The following is a 19,708-nucleotide window of genomic DNA, read 5'->3' as shown; positions in this document are numbered from 1 at the left end:
GTCAGCGCCCCAGACGTCGTTGAATTCGGCGCTCAAGCAGCTTGCCGTACACGCCGATGACCAGCAGGTTGAGCAGCAGCAACAGCACGGCGATGGTCGCGCCCACCGGCCAGTTCAAGGTGTTGAGAAATTCGTCATAGGCCGCGGTGGCCGCGACTTTCAGGCGCCGACCACCGATCAGCGCCGGGGTGGCAAAGGCGCTGGCGCTGAGGGCGAAGGTCATCAGGCTGCCGGACAGCACGCCGGGTAACACCTGGGGCAGGACGATCCGACGCCAGACCGTCATCGGCCCGGCGCCCAGGCTCAGCGCGGCGTTACAGCTTTGCGGGTCGATGCCTTGCAGCGAAGTCCACACAGACAAAATCACCAGTGGCACCAGCGCGTGGATCAGGACGACAACCACGGCCCAGAACGAGAACAGCATCTGCGCGTTGCCATCGATAAGGCCAAGCCACACGAGGAGGGTTGAAACGATCCCGTTCTGACTCAACAGGATTGACCAGCCCAGGGTCCGGACCACCGCCGAGATCAGCAGCGGTGCCAGGGTCATGATCAAAAAGAACGCACGCCAGCGCGGCCGCATGCGAAAAATGATGTACGCCTCCGGCACGCCCAACACCACGGCGCCCACCGTTACCGCCAACGCCAGACCGAGGGTGCGCAGAAAAATGGTTTGGTAATAAGGGTCGAACAGCACCAGGACGTAGTTGTGCCACGAGCGCGTCGCTAGCACCTCACTGGTGGCCACATTGAACTCATGCAGGCTCAGTTCGCCCGTCATCAGCATCGGAATGGCCAGCAGCGCGATGAACAACAGGCTGGCCGGCAGCAAGAGCAGCAGTGCTTTGCTGCTGAACTGGAAGGTGCGTCGACGGGAGGTCAACACAGACGCCTGACTCATGGCGCCACCCCGGTCTTCAGAGCACTGCTGGACATCACGTGGCGCAGGGCCGAAGGCTCCCACGACAAACCCACCTGTGCGCCGGGCACCACCGCCACCTGACCGCGATTCGCCCGCATGACTTGCAGCACGCCGAGTTCGGTCATGACCGTGAGCAGCCAGCAATTGCCCTTGAACACACAACCCGCCACTTTTCCGTAGAGCATGGCGGCAGGCCCTTCAACCAGATCGATACGCTCAGGGCGCAACGAGAACGTTGCAGCACCACACGGCAATTGGGCATCCAGCACCAGGCTGCCGCTACCGCAGATGAAGTGGCGCTGACCGCCACGCTGCACGATTTCACCGTCCAGCAGATTGGCACGGCCAATGAAATCGGCGGCGAAGTGCGATCCCGGATCGTCGTACAAATGGTTGGGTTTATCGAAGCGCACGATGCGCCCCCGGTCCAGCAGTGCGACCCGGTCACTCATGGCCAGGGCTTCGTCCTGATCATGGGTAACCATGATCGTGGTGGTGCCGACCTGGCGCTGGATGCTGCGCAGTTCGGTTTGCATGTCGTGACGCAGTTTGGCGTCGAGGTTGGAGAGCGGCTCATCGAGCAACAGCAAGGGCGGCTTGATGATCAGGGCCCGGGCCAGTGCGACGCGCTGGCGCTGGCCGCCGGACAGGTCGCGCGGAAACTTGTCGCCATGGGCGCCCAGTTGCACCAACTCCAGGGATTGGCTCACCTGACGCCCGCGCTCGGCACGGGCCACGCCACGCATTTGCAAACCAAATTCAATATTTTCCCGAACGGTCATGTGCACGAACAACGCGTAGCTTTGAAACACCATGCCCAGGCCTCGCTGGGCGGGTGGCCGCCCCAATAACGACTGGCCTTGCAAACGGATATCGCCGTGGCTGGGATCGATGAAGCCCGCGATCATCTGCAAGGTCGTGGTCTTGCCGCAGCCTGACGGCCCCAGCAACGAAATGAATTCACCCTGCTCGATATTCAGGTTGACCCCGTGCAAAACCGTCACGTCGCCATACGACTTGCTCAGGCCTTCGATACTCAAATAGCTCATTTTTATTAGACTCACTGTTCGCTTGTGCGGGCGCGTGCTGGCCCAGGCAAGACGACTGTCGGCCGCCCTGCCTGTGACGCTGATGTCATTGCTCGATCTGGCGATTCCACTGCTGGATCCAGGCAGGACGCATGGCGTTGACGACGTCCCAGTCAACGCTGAGCATCGCCGCGACGGTCGCCGTGTCAGGCACCTTGGCCAGCACGGCCGGTGGCAGCACGGTGTGCTTATTGACCGGGGCCACGCCCTCTTCATCGGCGAACAGTGCCTGCACGTCCGGGGTCAAGGTGTACTGGACAAACTTCTGGGCCAAGGCATTAACCGCGTCGTGCTTGACCGGACACACGCTCAGGCCCAGGGCCATGGCGCCTTCCTTGGGGGCGACGAACTTCACCGGTACACCCTGATTACGCAGGGCCTGGGTGCGGCCTGCGCCCCAGGCGCCGATCCACAGGCTGTCGTTCTGGAACAGCTCGGAAATTTTCCCCGGTGACGGATCGAAGGACAGAACGTTAGGCGCCACGCTGGCTTTTATCGCGGCAAAACCTGGCTCGATGTTCTGCTCGCTGCCGCCATTGAACCGCGCAAACATCACCAGGCTTTCAATCCCATAGCCATTGGTGACGCTGGGAAACTGCACGTGCCCCTTATACAAAGGGTTGGCCAGGTCTTTCCAGGACGTCGGCGGCGCCCAGCCCTTGGCGGCAAAGACCCGCTCGTTGTAGACAATGCCCGTGCCGTCGAGACCGATCGTGACAGCCTTGTTGCTTTTGAAATGCGCCGCGTCGTACAGGTCTTTGTAGACCGGGGCATCGCTCAGCGTCTCGCAATAATCCAGCTGCGCCGCCTGGGACATGGGACCGTCATCGAGAAACGCCACGTCCAGCGTCTGCTTGCCTTTCTGGGCTTGCATACGCGCCATGGTGGTGGTCGTGTCGCCCGGTACCAGAATCACTTTGCTGCCGGTCGCTTTCTCGAAGGGCGGCACAATCTGGTCTTTGAGCAACTGCTCGAAAGAGCCACCGAAAACGGCGACATAAAGGGTGGGTTGCTCGGCGTGTGCGTGGCTGGCGAACAGCGAGGCCGCGATGAGGGCGGGGGCAAACCTTCTGATCATGTTGACTCCTGATATGAGGACCACTGTCGATGCCCGCACTTTCCGGGCAGATCCAGTGTCAGCAATTGAAATCAGGGGGTCCAATCACAATTTGCACAACATCCATGTCTAAATATTATGGTTTCCAAGGATACGCAAGCGTCCACAAAATCTGCTGAAACGCTTATTCTGCGCAATGATCTGAGTCTTATCCGCGGTTGGTCGATGGATGTCATTCCAGTGAAATCACGCCAGTGGCCAAATATCAGGCAAACGAATGTCCAAATATAATGAGCACGCATTGTTATGAAAAACAGGCAGCTAGAGGCGTTTCGCGCCGTGATGATCAGGCACTCGATCACCAGCGCGGCAGAGATGATGAGCGTGACTCAACCGGCGGTGACGCGGTTGATTGCTGATCTGGAAGAGGATGTCGGATTCAAGCTGTTCGTACGCGAAAAGGCGCGCCTGTTTCCGACCGCTGATGCCGTGCTGCTTTACCGCGAAGTGGAGCGCTCGTTTGTCGGCGTCGAACGAATTGCCCATGCCGCGCGCCAGATACGCTCATTGAACAAAGGTGCACTGACCGTAGCTTGCGCCCCTGCCCTGGCCGCAGGATTGTTGCCCGCCTGGATCGCGGAGTTCATGGCACGGCACGAAGGGGTCACCGTGATATTTGCGGTTCACGGCACCAAAATCGTCAGTGAAATGGTGGCCAACGAACAATGTGACGTCGGCTTCGTGACGTATACCACCTGGCAACCCGGTGTGAAGCTCGAACGACTTTTCACCGCCCCCATGCGTTGCATTCTGCCGATCGGCCACCGCCTGGCAGACCGGGACCACATCACTGCGCAGGACCTGGCCGGCGAACCGTTCATTTCCTATCCCCAGGCGCTGGATACCCGACGAATGATTGATGAGCTGTTTGCCAAATATCAGGTGGAGCGCCGACTGAGCGTCGAATGCCAGCTATCGACGGTCATCGCGTCTTTCGTCAGTTTCGGTGCCGGCGTGTCCATCATTGATCCTGCGGTCGCCGATACATTGGGCGACCAGGTCCTGGTACGCCCATTCCAGCCTGAGATTGACTTCGAATATGGCGTTGTCACTTCCGAGCGCATGGTGGCGTCACGTTTGACCAAGGCCTTTTTGGAGTTTGTCAGGGAGAAGGTCCTGGCCATGTCGCATCCGGGCTGAAGGGCATGCTGTGCGAAGCCGCTTCCGGGGTCAGTCCGAATCAGCAGTGGCTTCGATCTTCTCCAGTGTCTGGTTAGCTCCGAGCACCTCACGAATCAAAGCCAGTCTGATTTCATCATCCCCCGATGTGCCCCGCTCCAGAGCCGCGAAAGATTGCTCCATTCGAATGACGATTTCGGCGTTCAGGCTTCGCCTGTTCTCTTTCGCAATACGTTTTAACGTGAGGCGCAAACCCTCAGGTAATCGAAGAACAAACCTATCGAGTGCTTTATCCACCACCAACCCCTGAAAACCCAAGAATTCGGTAGTTTGGTCGCCCGCAACGTCAATTTCATGTAGGGCTTTTCCTGCCTTAGCGCGAGAAATTTCCCACAAACAACTGTAGGAGTTGCCGAAGGCTGCGATCTATTGATCTTGAGCTATCTCACTGATGCTAAAGATCAAGATCAAAAGATCGCAGCCTTCGGCAGCTCCCCTACGGGGGGTTCCGTTTATTGTGGAATACCGCCTGTTCAGGCGAACTCTTCGCGCAACATCCCCACAAACGCCTCCCGCGCCGGGTGAACCCCGGCATTTTCGTGCCAGTAGAATAAATTCTCCACGGCCGTCAGCTCCGGGAACTCATACCCGGCGCAGCCCGCGCCTTTGGCGAATTGATCGAACACGCCTTTGGGCACCAGCGCCACGCCGGCCCCGGCACTGACGCAACCGACAATCGCGCCGTAACTGGCCAGGCTGACAATCGGCAACGCCTGCCCCTGGCGCAGCAACCAATGCTCCAGCGCCGCGCGATAGGGACAGCCCTGGGGCCACATGAACACGGTTTTGTCCTGCAAATCGGTGATGTCGCGCACCGGCCCCAGGGACGTCGAGGCAATCAGCAGCAGCTCTTCGCGGTACATCGGCGTGCGCTTGAGTTGTGAGCGCTCGACATCCACCGCGACGATGGCACCGTCGAGGCGGTGATTGGCGGTGTCGTCGAGCAGTTGACTCCAGGTGCCGGTGGTCAGCTCCAGGGCGACACCGGGATAGCGTTTGTGGAATTTGGCCAACAAGCGCGGTAAGCGCCCGGTGGCCGAGGATTCGATGGCGCCGATGCGCAGCGGCCCGGACGGCTCGGCGCACGGGTCCAGTGCGCGCTTGGCTTCAGCGGTCAGCGCGAGGATCTTCGAGGCATAGGCCAGGAACGTTTGCCCCGACGGACTGATCCGCAGGCCCCGGCCCTCGCGCAGGAACAGCGCCACCCCCAACTCGGCTTCCAGCGCCTTGATCCGCGCCGTGATGTTCGACGGCACGCAGTGCAACAGCTGCGCCGCCCGGGCAATGCTGCCGACGTCGGCGACGGTCTTGAACATGCGAATCTGAGCCAATTCCATACATCACCCAAAGTGAAGAGTTGGCGCAGTATAAGTCAGTTGTGGCGAATGATCCGGGTTCTGATACTGAGTGCATCCGCCCACAGGTGCACGACCATGCCGCGACTCTCACCCGCTCTGAAAATCATCCTGGCCATGGCGTTTGTCGTCGCATGCTGGGGTTATTCACCGACCGGCATCCACATTGGCTTGCAGGCTTACGACCCGGGTCATCTGGCGCTGATGCGGTTTCTGGTGGCGTCGGTGTTCATGGCGATCATCGCGCTATGGCGCGGCATCAGCCTCCCGAAACTCCGTGACCTGCCCTTCCTGATCGCCCTCGGTTTCTTTGCCGTGAGCCTGCACCATGTGTTGCTGAATTTCGGTCAGCAAAGCGTCAGCGCCGGGGCCTCCAGCGTGTTGGCGCAATCGACGCCGATATTCAGCACCTTGCTGGCGCGGTTTGTGTTCAAGGATCGAGTCAGCGCCTGGCGCTGGGGCTGCGTGTTACTGGGGCTGATCGGCGTGGTCATCGTGGTGGCCGGCGATAAAGGGCTGGGCAGCATTGACGCCCACGGCTTGCTGATTTTGCTGGCGGCGGTGTCGTGGAGTGTTTACTTCGCCCTGCAAAAACATCACACCGGGCGCTATGACGGTTTGACCCTGACCTGCTGCTCGGTGTGGTCCGGGACCGTGCTGTTGCTGGTGTATTTGCCGGGGTTGGCGGAGCAGGTGGCGAAGGCGCCGCTGGATGTGCAAATCGCCGTGATGGGACTGGGCATTTTCCCGAGTGCCTTGGCGTACCTGGCTTGGGCCTTTGTGCTGGCCCATGTGGATTTGAGCCGTGCGGCGATGACGCTGTATCTGGTGCCGCCGACGGCGATGGCAATTGCGTCGGTGGCGCTGGGGGAACGGCCGGCGTTGATGGTGATTGTCGGGGCGGTCGTGGTGTTGATCAGCGTGCTGGCGTTGAATCTTGAGCGCAGGCCGGTGGTGGCTCGTGTGGCAGGGGTTTAAAGAAACCCGGCGCCATGGCCGGGTTCTGTTTACCGCAGGTCATCGGACAGCGGCGTCTCTTCATCCGCTGCCGGTACGTCTTCATCGGCGGCCGGGTCTTTCCAGTCTTCGGGACGATCCTCGTCACTCAAGGCCGGGTCCCGTGAAGGGTCCATCCCTGCCGGTGCATCCGAGTCCAGCGTGGGTTCGTCCGTGCCGGGCATGGGTCTGGTCGGGTCGGTATGGGGGGTTCCGCCCTGGAACATCGAATCGTTAGCCATGATGCACCTCACTGATGTGGCCCGGTTGATCCGAGCCATATCAGTTGGAAGCGGAGGCAGGAACGGCGTGCTATCGACTAGACCAACGGTTGTCAGCCCTGGGCCAGAAAGCGGTCGCGGCTGTTGGTCAGGTGCAGCCACATGGCGGCGCGGGCCGCGTCCGGGTCCTGGCGCTTGATAGCGTTGAGGATCGCCTCGTGTTCCTGATTGGCCAATTGCCCGAGCTTGCTCAAATCCGTGGCGCCGCGCTCGGCGGCATTCACCCGGGTGCGGGGGATCATTGCACTGCCCAGGTGCTGCATGATCTCGGTGAAGCAGACATTGCCGGTGGCTTCGGCGATCAGCAGGTGGAAGCGTTTGTCGGCTTCAACGCAGCTGTCGTTGTTGGCCAGCAGGCGCTGATAGTCATCCAGCGCCTCGCGCATCTGCGCCAGTTGAGGCTCGGTGCGACGGGTCGCGGCCAATGCGGCGGCCTGGGTTTCCAGCCCCATGCGCAACTCCAGAATGCTGCGCACGCCCAGCGCGGTGTCGACGTTCAGCCGCAGCCCCTGCTCCGCCGTGCGCTCGATGACAAAGGTGCCGATGCCGTGCCGGGTTTCCACCAGTCCCGAGGCCTGCAACTTGGAGATCGCCTCGCGCACCACGGTGCGACTGACGCCATGCTCCTGAACAATCGTGTTCTCTGACGGCAGCTTGTCCCCCGGCAGCATCTGGCCGAGCAGGATGCTCTGGGTCAGCTTGGCCACCAGGTCATGGGCGAGGTTGTGGCTGCGCTTGCGGGCAGGTGCATCGAGGTCTTCTTGCATGGCGATCATCCGAAAAGCAGGGCTATCGGGATCGTAGCACCGGGCACCGCAGAAAACAGCGCTTAACTTGTATGACAACACTCAACAAAATCGCTGTAACGGCCTGAAAAACCACTCAATTCAATCAAAGAAAGAATAACTAATCGCCCAATAAGCGCCATTTTGTTGGACAACAGCCCTTGCACGACGAAAAAATGCAGTTGTATGATGTCTATCAACATCACAACACCAGCCGCACCCCGCATAAAAATAATCAGTGGGAGAAACGCAAGTGAACAAAGCCCTGTCCGGGATGAACGACGGCACCGATTCGGTCCTCGCATCCGCTATCTCGAAAGTCAAACGTCACGTTCTGCCGTTGTTCGTGATCATGTTCATCGTCAATTACATCGACCGCGTGAACATCGGTTTCGTCCGCGCCCACATGGAACAGGACCTGGGCATCGGCGCTGCCGCCTACGGCCTCGGGGCCGGCCTGTTCTTCATCGGTTACGCGCTGTTTGAAGTCCCCTCCAACATGCTGCTGCAAAAAGTCGGCGCCCGCATCTGGCTGACCCGCATCATGTTCACCTGGGGCCTGGTGGCTGCCGGCATGGCCTTCATCCAGAACGAAACCCACTTCTACATCCTGCGCTTTCTGCTGGGCGTGGCCGAAGCCGGGTTCTTCCCGGGGGTGATCTACTACTTCACCCGCTGGTTGCCCGGGGTTGAGCGCGGCAAAGCGATTGCGATCTTCCTCAGCGGCTCGGCGGTTGCGTCGCTGATCTCGGGGCCGCTGTCCGGCATGCTCTTGCAGATCGAAGGTTTCGGTTTGCATGGCTGGCAATGGATGTACTTCATTGAGGGCATGTTCTCGGTGGGCCTGTGCGTATTCGTCTGGTTCTGGCTCGACTCCAAACCCCACGACGCCAAATGGCTGAGCCGCGACGAACAGGACGCATTGGTCAAAGCCATCGACGACGAACAACTGGCTCGCGAAGCCGCGACGCCGATCAAACCGTCGTTGGGCAAACTGCTCAAGGATCGCCAGATCATCCTGTTCTGCCTGATCTACTTCTTCATTCAACTGACCATTTACGCCGCGACCTTCTGGCTGCCGAGCATCATCAAGAAGATGGGCGACCTCAGCGACATTCAGGTCGGGCTGTTCAATTCGATCCCGTGGTTGCTGTCGATTGTCGGCATGTACGCCTTCGCCGCGTTGTCCGCCAAGTGGAAACATCAGCAAGCCTGGGTCGCTGCGGCGCTATTGATCGCCGCTGCCGGGATGTTCATGTCCACCACTGGCGGGCCGATCTTCGCCTTCGTCGCGATCTGCTTCGCGGCCCTGGGTTTCAAGTCGGCGTCGTCACTGTTCTGGCCGATTCCCCAGGCGTACCTGGACGCGCGGATCGCTGCCGGGGTGATCGCGTTGATCAACTCGGTGGGCAACCTCGGCGGTTTCGTCGCGCCAACCACGTTTGGTCTTCTGGAAGAACACACCGGTTCGATCCAGGGCGGACTCTATGGCCTGGCCGCGACTTCGATCATCGCCGCGATCATCGTTTTCGCCGCGCGCAATACGCCCAAACCAGCCCCCGCCGTCGTCGGCCAAGCCACTTCCAGCCACGCCTGAATATCCGTAGTCAAGGACAATAAAAATGAACCCTCAAGACACTGCAAAAGCACCGATCATCACCAGCATGCAGGTTATTCCGGTGGCCGGGCACGACGGCATGCTGCTCAACCTGAGTGGTGCCCACGGGCCGTTTTTCACTCGCAACATTGTGATCCTCACCGACAACGCCGGGCACACCGGTGTCGGTGAAGTACCCGGCGGCGAGCGTATTCGCCAGACTCTGGAAGACGCGCGTTCGCTGGTGGTCGGCAGCCCGATTGGCACCTATCAGAAGATCCTCAATCAAGTGCGCCAGACCTTTGCCGACCGCGATGCCGGTGGCCGTGGCCTGCAGACGTTCGACCTGCGCATCACCATTCACGCGGTCACTGGCCTGGAAGCCGCCCTCCTCGATTTACTCGGCCAGCATCTGGACGTGCCGGTCGCCGCGCTGCTCGGCGAAGGCCAGCAACGCGACGAAGTGAAGATGCTCGGTTATCTTTTTTATGTCGGTGACCGCAACCAGACCGACCTCGCCTATCGCAGCGAAGCGGACGCCGATAACGATTGGTTTCGCGTGCGTCACGAAAAAGCCATGACGGCCGACGCCGTGGTACGCCTGGCCGAGGCCGCCCATGCGCGTTACGGCTTCAAGGACTTCAAGCTCAAGGGCGGCGTGCTCAGTGGCGACGCAGAAATCGAAGCGGTGACGGCCCTGGCCGAACGCTTCCCGGATGCGCGAATTACCCTCGATCCGAATGGCGCCTGGTCACTGAAAGAAGCGATCCGCCTGTGCCGCGATCAGCATCAGGTGCTGGCCTACGCCGAAGACCCGTGTGGCGCGGAAAACGGTTACTCCGGACGTGAGGTCATGGCCGAATTCCGCCGCGCCACCGGCCTGAAAACCGCGACCAACATGATCGCCACCGACTGGCGGGAAATGGGTCACGCGATCCAGTTGCAGTCAGTGGACATTCCCCTGGCCGACCCGCACTTCTGGACCATGCAGGGTTCGGTGCGCGTGGCGCAGATGTGCCACGAATGGGGCCTGACCTGGGGTTCGCATTCCAACAACCATTTCGACATTTCGTTGGCCATGTTCACCCACGTTGCGGCGGCCGCGCCGGGTGAAATCACCGCCATCGACACCCACTGGATCTGGCAGGACGGCCAGCGTTTGACCAAGGCACCGCTGCAGATTGTCGGCGGCTGCGTGCAGGTGCCGAAGAAGCCGGGGCTCGGTGTGGAACTGGATCTGGATCAACTGGCCAAGGCCCATGAGTTGTACAAAGGCATGGGCCTGGGCGCGCGGGATGACAGCGTGGCGATGCAGTTTCTGATCCCGGGCTGGAAATTCGATAACAAGCGGCCGTGCCTGGTGCGCTGACACCCACCGGACTCTGTAGGCGCAAAGCTTGCTCGCGATAGCGGTCTGCCCGGCACATGGATGTTGGATGGGCCGCCGTCATCGCGAGCAAGCTTTGTTCCTACAGGTGTGTTGCTTGAATTAGCCACGTCTTGAACGCCGCCATGGCTGACGTTTCCGGTCGCGACTGCAACCGCGTCAACCAATAACTCCCCGTGGTGATGTGAATGGCGAACGGTTGCTCAATCGCCCCCGCCGCCAGTTGCCGCGCAAACATCAGCGGCGGCGCCAACGCCACGCCCGCCCCTTGCAGCGCCGCTTCCATCATCGCCAGCGACGAGTCGAACATGATGCTCTGGGGCGGTGCGGCGTGGGTCGAGAGGCCCGATGCGTGGAACCAGTCCGGCCACTCGTCCGTTCGATAGGAGCGCAACAACGTTTGCTGCAACAGATCGGCCGGCTCGCGCAGTTGCCGGGCAATCTCGGGCACACACAACACCGACAGCGGCGCCTCGATCAACCGTACCGCTTCAATCCCATGCCACGCCCCCGCACCGAAACGGATCGCGTAATCCAGCCCTTCAGCCGCCACGTCCACCCGGTTGTTATTGGTCGACAGGCGCAAATCTATGAACGGATGTTTCGACTGGAAGTCCGCCAGGCGCGACAACAACCAACCCACTGCAAACGTCCCCACCGCGCCCACGGTCAATACTTCCCGGTGATGCCCGCCTTCCAGTCGTTCCAGGGTTTCGGCAATCCGGTCGAAGGATTCGCGCAGCACCGGCAACAGGGTTTCGCCCTCACTCGTCAGCATCAGGCCACGGGGCAGGCGTTTGAACAGGGTTACGTTAAGCTGAGCCTCAAGGCTCTTGACCTGATGACTCACCGCCGCCTGCGTGACGCACAACTCCACCGCCGCCCGGGTGAAGCTCAAATGCCGCGCCGAGGCTTCGAAGGCGCGCAATGCATTCAACGGTAATTGAGGCCGGATCATGCCCACTCCCAAATTTTTCTAATGGCTCGTGCGAAATATCATCGGTTGTCGATCAGCGGCAGACTGCCTAGATTTGCCTCGCCGCTGATCGGGCAGTCTACCGGCCGGCCGCCTCAATTTGCAGGGAATAGAATCAATGACATACCTAATCAACACCACCAAACTGACTGTGTTCGGGGCTTGCGTCGCCTTGCTCAGCGCTGGTCCGTGCCTGGCGCAGGGTCAGACCGATCAGCAGGTTCAAAGCGTTGTCGATGCCGCGATTAAACCGGTGATGCAAGCCCAGGGCGTTCCCGGCATGGCCGTGGCCGTCACCGTCAACGGCCAGCCACATTACTTTAACTACGGCGTCGCCGACAAAGAAAACGCCAAGGCAGTCACGGAAAACACCCTGTTCGAAATCGGCTCGGTGAGCAAAACCTTCACCGCCACCCTCGGCGGCTACGCCCAGGCGACCGGTAAATTGTCTCTGTCGGACAAGGCCAGCAAGGTCCTGCCGGAATTGGACGGCAGTGCGTTCGACAACGTCAGCGTGTTGCAACTGGGCACCTACACCGCCGGTGGTTTGCCATTGCAGTTTCCGGATGCCGCGGATCATGCGGACAAGATGCTCGGCTATTTCAAGCAGTGGAAACCGGTGTATGCGGCGGGTACTCATCGCCAGTATTCGAACCCCAGCATTGGCTTGTTCGGCTATTTAGCCGCTCATCAACTGGGCCTGCCGTTTGATGAGGCGATGGAAAAAATCTTGCTGCCCAAACTCGGGCTGTCCCACACCTTCTTGCAGGTGCCGCCGGATCAGATGAGCGTTTACGCCCAAGGCTACGACAAGAACGGCAAGCCTGCGCGCGTCGGGCCAGGGGCGCTGGATTCCGAGGCCTATGGCGTGAAAACCAGTGCGGTGGACATGATTCGCTTTGTTCAGGCGAACCTGAAACCGGCATCACTGGAAAAACCGTTGCAGCAAGCCATCGCCACCACTCACGCCGGTTACTACACCGTCGGCGACATGACCCAGGGCCTGGGCTGGGAGCGCTACACCTACCCGATCACCCTCGACAAATTGCTGGCAGGCAACTCGACGCCCATGGCGATGGAGGCGCATAAAGTGCAATGGCTGAACCCGCCGCAACCCGAGCCGAACAGCGTGCTGCTCAACAAAACCGGTTCGACCGGTGGCTTCGGCACCTACGTGGCGTTTGTGCCGGCCAAAGACATCGGCATCGTGATCCTGGCCAACAAGAATTTCCCGATTCCGGAGCGGGTCAAAGCGGCACACCAGATTTTGAGTGCGTTGACCGAGTAGTCCCGCTTGTCATTGGCATAAAAAATGGGCGACCCCTTCAGGTCGCCCATTTTCGTCAAGGTCTTGGCAGCACACCCTTTTTGCGCTCCAGACAAGCCAATGCACTGGCCGCCAGACATAACGCGGCTGCCGTATACACCCATTCCGACGGCGCCACCGGCAACACAAACCCGGCCAACAACGGCCCCACGCCCGCCCCGATATCCCGCCACACCGCATTCCCCGCCAGCGCCCGCACCCGCCCGCTGTCCGGATGACGTTGCGCGATGACGGTCACCACCAACGGCAGTTGCAACGCGCGCAACACCAGCACCAACGCCCCGCCGACCACCAGCCAGTGGAAGCCAAAGCCGATCAACGCCGCTGACGTCATCAACGAGAAGACGATCAGCATCCGCGTCGCCCCCCACCGCTGGGCTGCGATACCGCCCAAGGGGCTGAGCAACAATTCCGAGACATAACGCAACGCCAGCAACGTCCCGGCCACCACCACTGCGTTGCCTTCCAGCAGGTGTTGCGCCAGCAGCGAGAGGCCAATGATGAACAGCCCGTCGAGGGTCAGGCCTTCGATAAACGACCACATCGCCACACTGTCGGGACGCTTGAAACGACGGGTCGACGCCGACATCGGATGCGGCGCCGATGGCAACCCCAACGCCAGCCACATCGCAATCAACGAGGTGGCGAACATCAGGAAAAAAATCAACCGTGGCCCATATTCCACACTCAGCAACGCCCCCAACGGCAGCGCCAGCATCGGCCCCGCCGCAATCACCGCCCGCGAACGCCCGGTACGACGCGCAGCGCCCAAGGGCTCGGCGGTCGCCATCACCTGCGTGGACAAATTCAGCGCCGCATAAGACAAGCCCCAGCCCAGGCGCAACAGCAACAACCACCAAAACCCCGACAAGGTCGCGTAACCCAGCGCGCACAACGCGGCAGTCCCGGTGGCCAGCAACAACGCCGGCCGATCACCCAGGCGGGTGTAAAACTCCATGACATAGCGATAACCGAAAATACGCACCAAGCGATTGGCCGCCAGCAAAATGCCCGCTTCGGCCAGGCTGATGCCGAAGGCCTGAGGCTGCATCGGCAACAGCAGGTACAACAAGACATCGCCAGGTAGACACAGGGCCAATACGGATGCGGCTCGGGTTGAGTGTTTATCGGCGGTTTTTTCAGACATGGGGGCAAGAGGCCTTGGTAGAAATCAGCGGCCCCTCAGACTGGCGTTAAGCGTTGCTGCTGACAAACTTTTTTACAACAAAGCAGCCCCCGCAGGGTGGGTGCAGGGCTCAGATCCGGGTTTTTTCTCTTGAACTAGGCTAAGAGGCTCGCAGTCCTCCCTCTTACCTCCCCTTCAAGAGCGCGATTCCCATGAACATCGATCTATCCAACAAAACCGCCCTCGTTACCGGTTCCACCCAGGGCATCGGTTTCGCCATCGCCAAAGGTCTGGCCCAGTCAGGCGCCGAGGTCGTGATCAATGGCCGCAAGCAGGATGCCGTGGACGCCGCTGTCACCCAGCTCAAGCACTTGCTTCCCTCCGCCAAGGTGCGAGGTGTTGCCGCCGATGTCGGTAGCGCCGAGGGTTGCAGGGTGATGGTCGCCACCCTGCCCCGGGTGGATATCCTGGTGAATAACGTCGGGATCTACGGCCCGCAGGATTTCTTCGAAACCGAGGATGACGTCTGGGAAAAATTCTTTGAAGTGAATGTGATGTCCGGCGTGAGGCTGTCTCGTGCGTATCTGCAAGACATGGCGAAGAACGGCTGGGGTCGGGTGGTGTTCATTTCTTCGGAGTCGGCGTTGAACATCCCGGCGGACATGATTCATTACGGCTTTACCAAGACTTCCAACCTGTCGATTGCCCGGGGCCTGGCCAAGCGCATGGCGGGTACGGGGGTGACGGTGAATGCGGTTCTACCGGGGCCGACGTTGTCCGAAGGCCTTGAAGAGATGCTCAAGGATGCGCAGCAAAAGTCCGGTGAGCCGATGGAAAAAGTGGCGGCGGACTTTGTCATGGCCAACCGCCCGACGTCGATCATCCAGCGGGCGGCGAACATGGAGGAAGTGGCGAACATGGTGGTTTACGTGGCGTCGCCGCAAGCATCGGCCACCACCGGCGCGGCGTTGCGAGTGGACGGCGGCGTCGTGGACACCATTGCCTGACCATCCCTGTGAGGTGGAGGGCAGGGAGCTTGCTCCCGCTGGGCTGCGAAGCGGCCCCAAAAACCGGCGATCGAGGTCTTTCAGATAGACCGCATTCGCTGGTTTTACGACTGCTGCGCAGCCGAGCGGGAGCATGACTCCCTCGCCACAGGGTTCATCCGTTCCAGTAGTCGACTTGCACAAATGCCCCAACGTTTCGCGCAATCGCTGTGCGCCCGCCCCTATCGCGACGCCACGCAAACCGCGTAGGATCGCCCCCTTTTTTACCGCCCTCACCATGCATCCGCTCCTCTGAGCCGTTTTTCAACTCCGGGACTATGCTGAATCTGGGTATGAGGGCTGACCGATGAAAGTGTTACTGGTCGATGATCACGCGGTAGTACGCATGGCGCTCGGGATGATTCTGACCCGTGAAGGCCATGAGATTGTCGCCGAGTGCGATAACGGCGTGGACGCACTGAGCAAAGCCTTCGAGCTCCAGCCGGACGCCATTGTCCTGGACCTCGATATTCCGCAGCTCGACGGCATGGCGGTGCTCGACCGGCTGCGCGTCGGCGGCAACAAGGCCCATGTGCTGGTGCACACCGGGTTGAAAAGCCAGGCCTACGCAGCGCAATGCATGCGGGCCGGGGCGTCGGCGTTTCTGTCTAAGGTCGATGACCCGGAGGAAATCGGCACCGCCCTCAAAGCCATCGCCAGCGGCAAGACCTGGTTTCCCATCGGCGCATTCACTTCGGTACGGCAAAGCGATTTCGCCCAGAACGATGCACAACTGCTCAGCGCGATAACCCGTCGCGAGCTCAAGGTGTTGCATGGCTTGGCCCTGGGCAAAAGCAACAAGCAGATTGCCGACGACATGCTGCTGAGCAACAAGACCGTCAGCACCTACAAAACCCGGCTGATGCAAAAACTCAACACCTCCACGCTGCTGGAGCTGATCGAGTTCGCCAAACGCAACCATCTGGTCTGAGCCATGATCCGTCGAATGCTCATGGGCGTGCTGCTGCTGCTGACGTCGTTGCTGGCGTCTGCCGAACCGCTGACGCTGCTCAGCCGCTCCGCTGACAGCCACGTAGAGCCGACGCTCAGCGTCACGCAACGGCAATGGCTGGCGAAGAAAAGCGTGATCAACGTCGGCGTCTACCTGCCCGATCGTCCCCCCCTGGACATGACCACCAACCAGAAAGACTACGAAGGCCTGTCCGCCGATTACCTCGATGTGTTGGCCCGGGCTTTGGGCGTGCGTTTGCAGGTCAATCGCTACCCTACCCAGCAACAGGCACTGGCCGCCCTGCAACAAGGTGATGTCGATCTGGTGCCGCGCATCAATCACCTCGAACCGAACCACGGCGATATCGTGCTCAGCGCGCCCTATGCCTATGACCAGGCGGTGTTGATCAGCCGCTTCGGCACCCACTGGCCCAACGACAGAGTGCCTCGCGGCACCACCGTGCTGTTCGACCCGGACTGGATTCAGCAGGAACGCGTGGCCACGCTGTTTCCCGAGCAACAAGTGCAATCAGTGCTGTCCACTGAACAAGGCCTGGGCCGGGTGGCTTACGGCGACAACACCGCGCTGCTGACCGACGCGATTTCCGCGCAATACCTGCTGGAACGCAGCTATCAACAGAGCCTGAAACAGACGATCCAGCGCGACTCCGAAGGCCTGGGCTTCAGTTTTGCCCTGCGCCGCCAGGATGCTCAACTGATGACCTTGCTCAACGGCACCCTGGCGAAGATCTCCCCCCAAGACAGTGCAGTGATTGCCCGGCGCTGGGGCATCGGCACCAACCCGAAACTGGGTTACAGCCGCTTGCAACTGACCGCCGCCGAACAGCAATGGATCAAGGAACATCCCGACGTCGAACTGCTGGCCAACGAGCTCTATTCGCCATTCAGTTTCTTCAATGCCGACGGCCAACTGCGGGGCATGGCGGCGGATCTGCTGGAGATAATCAACGACCGTACCGGCCTGGTGTTCCGCCCGACCAAAATCACCTCGGTCGACGCCATGACCAGCCGCGTGCAGCGCGACCCGGTCAGCCTCATCGGCGCCCTGACCTACAGCGCCGAACGAGAACAGAACCTGATGTTTACCCGGCCTTATGTGGTCAACCCGTTCGTGCTGGTGACCCGCACCCAGCCCGAGCATGCGGGGCTGGTCGGGCTCAAAGGCCTGTCCGTGGCCATCATCCGCGGTTCGGCCACCGCCAATTGGCTGGAGCGGGAATGGCCGGACATTCACCGGGTGGAAGTCGACACGCCGATTGAAACCTACGAATTGCTCGCCGAGGGCAAGGTTGAAGGCGTGGTCCAGCCGCAACTGGGCGCGGCATACCTGATCGACCGGTTTTTCCGTGGCCGGTTGCAAATCGATTCGGTGATCGGGTCGCCACCGGCGCTGATCGGTTTTGCCACTGGCACGCAGAACGTCGAACTGGTGTCGATCCTCAACAAAGCCCTGCTGGACATCCCGCCCAACGAGTTCAGCGACCTGGCCAACCGCTGGCAGAGCCCCCAGGAAAGCCCCGCAGGCTGGAATGCTTACAAGGACTGGTTGTACCGCGCCGTTGTCGGGGCGCTGGTGGTGTTGCTCGCTATCCTGGCGTGGAACCTGGGCCTGCGCCGGCAAATCGCCGAACGCTTGAAAGCGCAAAAAGCCTTGAACGACCAATTGGTGTTCATGAAAGTGCTGGTGGACGGCACGCCCAACCCGATCTACGTGCGCGACCGCCAAGGCCTGCTGCTGACCTGCAACCGCGCGTATTTGCAGGCGATGGAGGTCGAGCTCGACCAGGTACTGAACAAAGGCTTGATCGAGGCCAGCATCATGGACCTCGATGCCGCCCGCAGTTACAAACGCATCCACCGCGCCACCCTCGACAGCGGCGAGCCGTCCTTCGACAACTTCGACCTGACCGTCAAGGACAAGACCTACCACATCTACCACTGGGCCCTGCCCTACCGCGATTCCGACGGCACCATGACCGGGGTCATCGGCGGCTGGATCGACCTCACCGAACAGCAGAACCTGCAACACGCGCTGCACCAGGCCAAGGATCAGGCCGAAGCCGCCAATCGGGGCAAGAGCCACTTCCTGGCGGTGATGAGTCACGAAATCCGCACGCCGATGAGCGCCCTGATCGGTGTCCTGGAATTGATGCGTAACGGGCGTCCTGACCCTGAGTTGGTCGACATCGCCCAGAAATCGGCCGGCGGCATGATGGAGTTGATCGGCGAGATTCTCGACCTGTCGAAGATCGAGTCGGGCAAGTTTGAACTGCGCTGCAGCAGTTGCCAGTTGCAACGCCTGGCACGCACGGTAATCCAGAGTTTCGCCAGCCTCGCCCAACAGAAAAACGTCGAGTTGAAGTTCGTCAGTCATGGCGAAGACAGCGCGGTGCAACTGGACTCGCTGCGCTTCCGGCAGATCCTGTCGAACCTGTTGAGCAACGCGATCAAGTTCACCCCGCAAGGGACGGTCACCGTCGAGTTGAGCCTGGACACCGACGGGCCACTGGCCCACGTGCAACTGGCGGTGATCGACACCGGCATCGGCATGGATGAGCAACAGCGCCAACGGCTGTTCCAGCCCTACACGCAGTTCCAGAGCAGTGACACCGAGTTGCAGATCGGCACCGGCCTGGGCCTGGCGATCTGTCAGCAACTGTCGCAACTGATGGGCGGCCAATTGCAGTGCGCCAGTACGCCGGGACAGGGCTCGTGTTTCACCTTCAGCCTCGACGCGCCGCTGGTCGCGGTCGATGAAGCGCTGCCGGTGCTCGACACCGAACAGCTGCCGCCCCTGCCGTCGCGCCATGTGCTGATCGTCGAGGATCACGAGTTCAACCGCGTGGTCCTGCAGCGGCAACTCGAAGCCCTGGGCATGCGCGTCACCTGCGCCGAAAACGGCGTGGAAGGTCTGCGCCTGTGGGGCCGGGACACCTTCGATTATGTGATGACCGACAGCAACATGCCGCTAATGGCGGGCGACGAAATGACCCGCCAATTGCGCGCCATCGAAGCCGCCGAGGGCCGTTCGCCCACCCATGTCCTGGGGCTGACCGCCAACGCACAACCCGAGGAAGTCCAGCGTTGTCGGGACGCCGGCATGAACGATTGCCTGTTCAAACCGGTCACTCGCGATGCACTGGAACGTTATCTGCGCGAGGCGGAACTGGGACGTCAGGCCAGTGCGCCATGCTTCGATTTATCCAGGATCAGCGACATCACGGCGGGCGACGCAACGTTGACCCGCCAACTGCTGAGCACCGTGCTGCGCACCAACCAGGAAGACGCCGATGCCCTGCAAGCGCTGTACGCCGCCGGGGATCTGGACGCCACCGCTCGTCGCTGCCACAAGATCCTCGGCAGCGCGCGGATCATCCACGCCGCGCCGTTGATCAGCGCTTGCGAACAGCTTGAGCATGGCTGCCGGGACGCCGCGCCGGCAGCGGGTTTGAGCCCATTGCTGGAGGCGTTTTTCACGCAAATGAAGCGCCTGCAGGACAGCCTCCGCGCCACGATCAACAGCTGACTTTGTAGGATACTTCCGACAAAAACTT

The 19,708-nt window shown here is 60.8% G+C and carries 17 protein-coding genes; 8 read left to right on the top strand and 9 right to left on the bottom strand.

The genetic code is table 11. The features are described from left to right. Position 1: 1 nt before the first annotated feature. The 3 genes from ACZ89E_RS02665 to ACZ89E_RS02655 form a co-directional block, all read right to left on the bottom strand. Entirely contained in the window at positions 2-901 is a 900-nt protein-coding gene (locus ACZ89E_RS02665) for an ABC transporter permease (RefSeq protein ID WP_149661868.1), read from the bottom strand. Next, positions 898-1,971, bottom strand: a complete 1,074-nt coding sequence (locus ACZ89E_RS02660; protein WP_476254782.1) for an ABC transporter ATP-binding protein — start codon at positions 1,969-1,971, stop codon at positions 898-900. Before ACZ89E_RS02660 ends, ACZ89E_RS02665 begins: the two co-directional genes overlap by 4 nt. 85 nt (positions 1,972-2,056) lie before the next feature. Beyond that, positions 2,057-3,088: an ABC transporter substrate-binding protein gene (locus ACZ89E_RS02655; protein WP_476254781.1), complete on the bottom strand. Its 1,032-nt coding sequence runs from the start codon at positions 3,086-3,088 to the stop codon at positions 2,057-2,059. A gap of 285 nt (positions 3,089-3,373) precedes the next feature. Here ACZ89E_RS02655 and ACZ89E_RS02650 point away from each other — a divergent pair, with 285 nt between their 5' ends. After that, entirely contained in the window at positions 3,374-4,267 is an 894-nt protein-coding gene (locus tag ACZ89E_RS02650; RefSeq protein WP_476254780.1) for a LysR substrate-binding domain-containing protein, read from the top strand. A gap of 30 nt (positions 4,268-4,297) precedes the next feature. Here the strand turns inward: ACZ89E_RS02650 and ACZ89E_RS02645 are convergent, their stop codons facing one another. Both ACZ89E_RS02645 and ACZ89E_RS02640 read right to left on the bottom strand, forming a co-directional pair. Continuing rightward, positions 4,298-4,543, bottom strand: a complete 246-nt coding sequence (locus ACZ89E_RS02645; RefSeq protein WP_476254779.1) for an Arc family DNA-binding protein — start codon at positions 4,541-4,543, stop codon at positions 4,298-4,300. A 236-nt stretch (positions 4,544-4,779) separates the two neighbouring features. Continuing rightward, positions 4,780-5,643: a LysR substrate-binding domain-containing protein gene (locus tag ACZ89E_RS02640; protein ID WP_149661863.1), complete on the bottom strand. Its 864-nt coding sequence runs from the start codon at positions 5,641-5,643 to the stop codon at positions 4,780-4,782. A 96-nt stretch (positions 5,644-5,739) separates the two neighbouring features. On the opposite strand from ACZ89E_RS02640, the gene ACZ89E_RS02635 reads away from it, so the two are divergent. Continuing rightward, positions 5,740-6,639: a DMT family transporter gene (locus ACZ89E_RS02635; protein ID WP_149661862.1), complete on the top strand. Its 900-nt coding sequence runs from the start codon at positions 5,740-5,742 to the stop codon at positions 6,637-6,639. Between the two features lie 29 nt (positions 6,640-6,668). Here ACZ89E_RS02635 and ACZ89E_RS02630 read toward each other — a convergent pair whose 3' ends face one another. Next, on the bottom strand, positions 6,669-6,899 hold the full coding sequence (locus ACZ89E_RS02630; protein ID WP_476254778.1) for a hypothetical protein: 231 nt from the start codon (positions 6,897-6,899) through the stop codon (positions 6,669-6,671). 92 nt (positions 6,900-6,991) lie between these two features. Continuing rightward, on the bottom strand, positions 6,992-7,705 hold the full coding sequence (locus ACZ89E_RS02625; protein ID WP_476254777.1) for a FadR/GntR family transcriptional regulator: 714 nt from the start codon (positions 7,703-7,705) through the stop codon (positions 6,992-6,994). 292 nt (positions 7,706-7,997) lie between these two features. Between ACZ89E_RS02625 and ACZ89E_RS02620 the strand changes: the two genes are divergently transcribed. Continuing rightward, positions 7,998-9,320, top strand: a complete 1,323-nt coding sequence (locus ACZ89E_RS02620) for an MFS transporter (RefSeq protein WP_372242373.1) — start codon at positions 7,998-8,000, stop codon at positions 9,318-9,320. A gap of 25 nt (positions 9,321-9,345) precedes the next feature. Beyond that, positions 9,346-10,689 (top strand): glucarate dehydratase, encoded by a 1,344-nt coding sequence (gudD, locus tag ACZ89E_RS02615; protein WP_149661858.1) that lies wholly within the window; start codon positions 9,346-9,348, stop codon positions 10,687-10,689. A gap of 100 nt (positions 10,690-10,789) precedes the next feature. Here the strand turns inward: gudD and ACZ89E_RS02610 are convergent, their stop codons facing one another. Next, positions 10,790-11,665 (bottom strand): LysR family transcriptional regulator, encoded by an 876-nt coding sequence (locus ACZ89E_RS02610; protein WP_463257952.1) that lies wholly within the window; start codon positions 11,663-11,665, stop codon positions 10,790-10,792. 136 nt (positions 11,666-11,801) lie between these two features. Here ACZ89E_RS02610 and ampC point away from each other — a divergent pair, with 136 nt between their 5' ends. Then, positions 11,802-12,971, top strand: coding sequence for a class C beta-lactamase (gene ampC, locus ACZ89E_RS02605; protein ID WP_476254776.1), 1,170 nt, complete (start codon positions 11,802-11,804; stop codon positions 12,969-12,971). A gap of 55 nt (positions 12,972-13,026) precedes the next feature. Here the strand turns inward: ampC and ACZ89E_RS02600 are convergent, their stop codons facing one another. After that, the gene (locus ACZ89E_RS02600) at positions 13,027-14,157 is read right to left on the bottom strand and encodes an MFS transporter (protein ID WP_476254775.1); all 1,131 of its coding nucleotides are present in this window, start codon (positions 14,155-14,157) and stop codon (positions 13,027-13,029) included. 191 nt (positions 14,158-14,348) lie between these two features. On the opposite strand from ACZ89E_RS02600, the gene ACZ89E_RS02595 reads away from it, so the two are divergent. The 3 genes from ACZ89E_RS02595 to ACZ89E_RS02585 all read left to right on the top strand — a co-directional run bounded on the left by ACZ89E_RS02595 (position 14,349) and on the right by ACZ89E_RS02585 (position 19,680). After that, on the top strand, positions 14,349-15,143 hold the full coding sequence (locus ACZ89E_RS02595) for an SDR family NAD(P)-dependent oxidoreductase (protein ID WP_476254774.1): 795 nt from the start codon (positions 14,349-14,351) through the stop codon (positions 15,141-15,143). A 346-nt stretch (positions 15,144-15,489) separates the two neighbouring features. Continuing rightward, positions 15,490-16,113, top strand: coding sequence for a response regulator transcription factor (locus ACZ89E_RS02590; RefSeq protein ID WP_149661853.1), 624 nt, complete (start codon positions 15,490-15,492; stop codon positions 16,111-16,113). 3 nt (positions 16,114-16,116) lie between these two features. Then, entirely contained in the window at positions 16,117-19,680 is a 3,564-nt protein-coding gene (locus ACZ89E_RS02585) for an ATP-binding protein (RefSeq protein ID WP_476254773.1), read from the top strand. The last annotated feature ends 28 nt before the right edge of the window (positions 19,681-19,708 follow it).

Source organism: Pseudomonas sp. TE3899 (assembly GCF_056279105.1).
The sequence above is the reverse complement of the archived record's forward strand: the minus strand, read 5'-3'. Positions and strand labels throughout refer to the sequence as shown.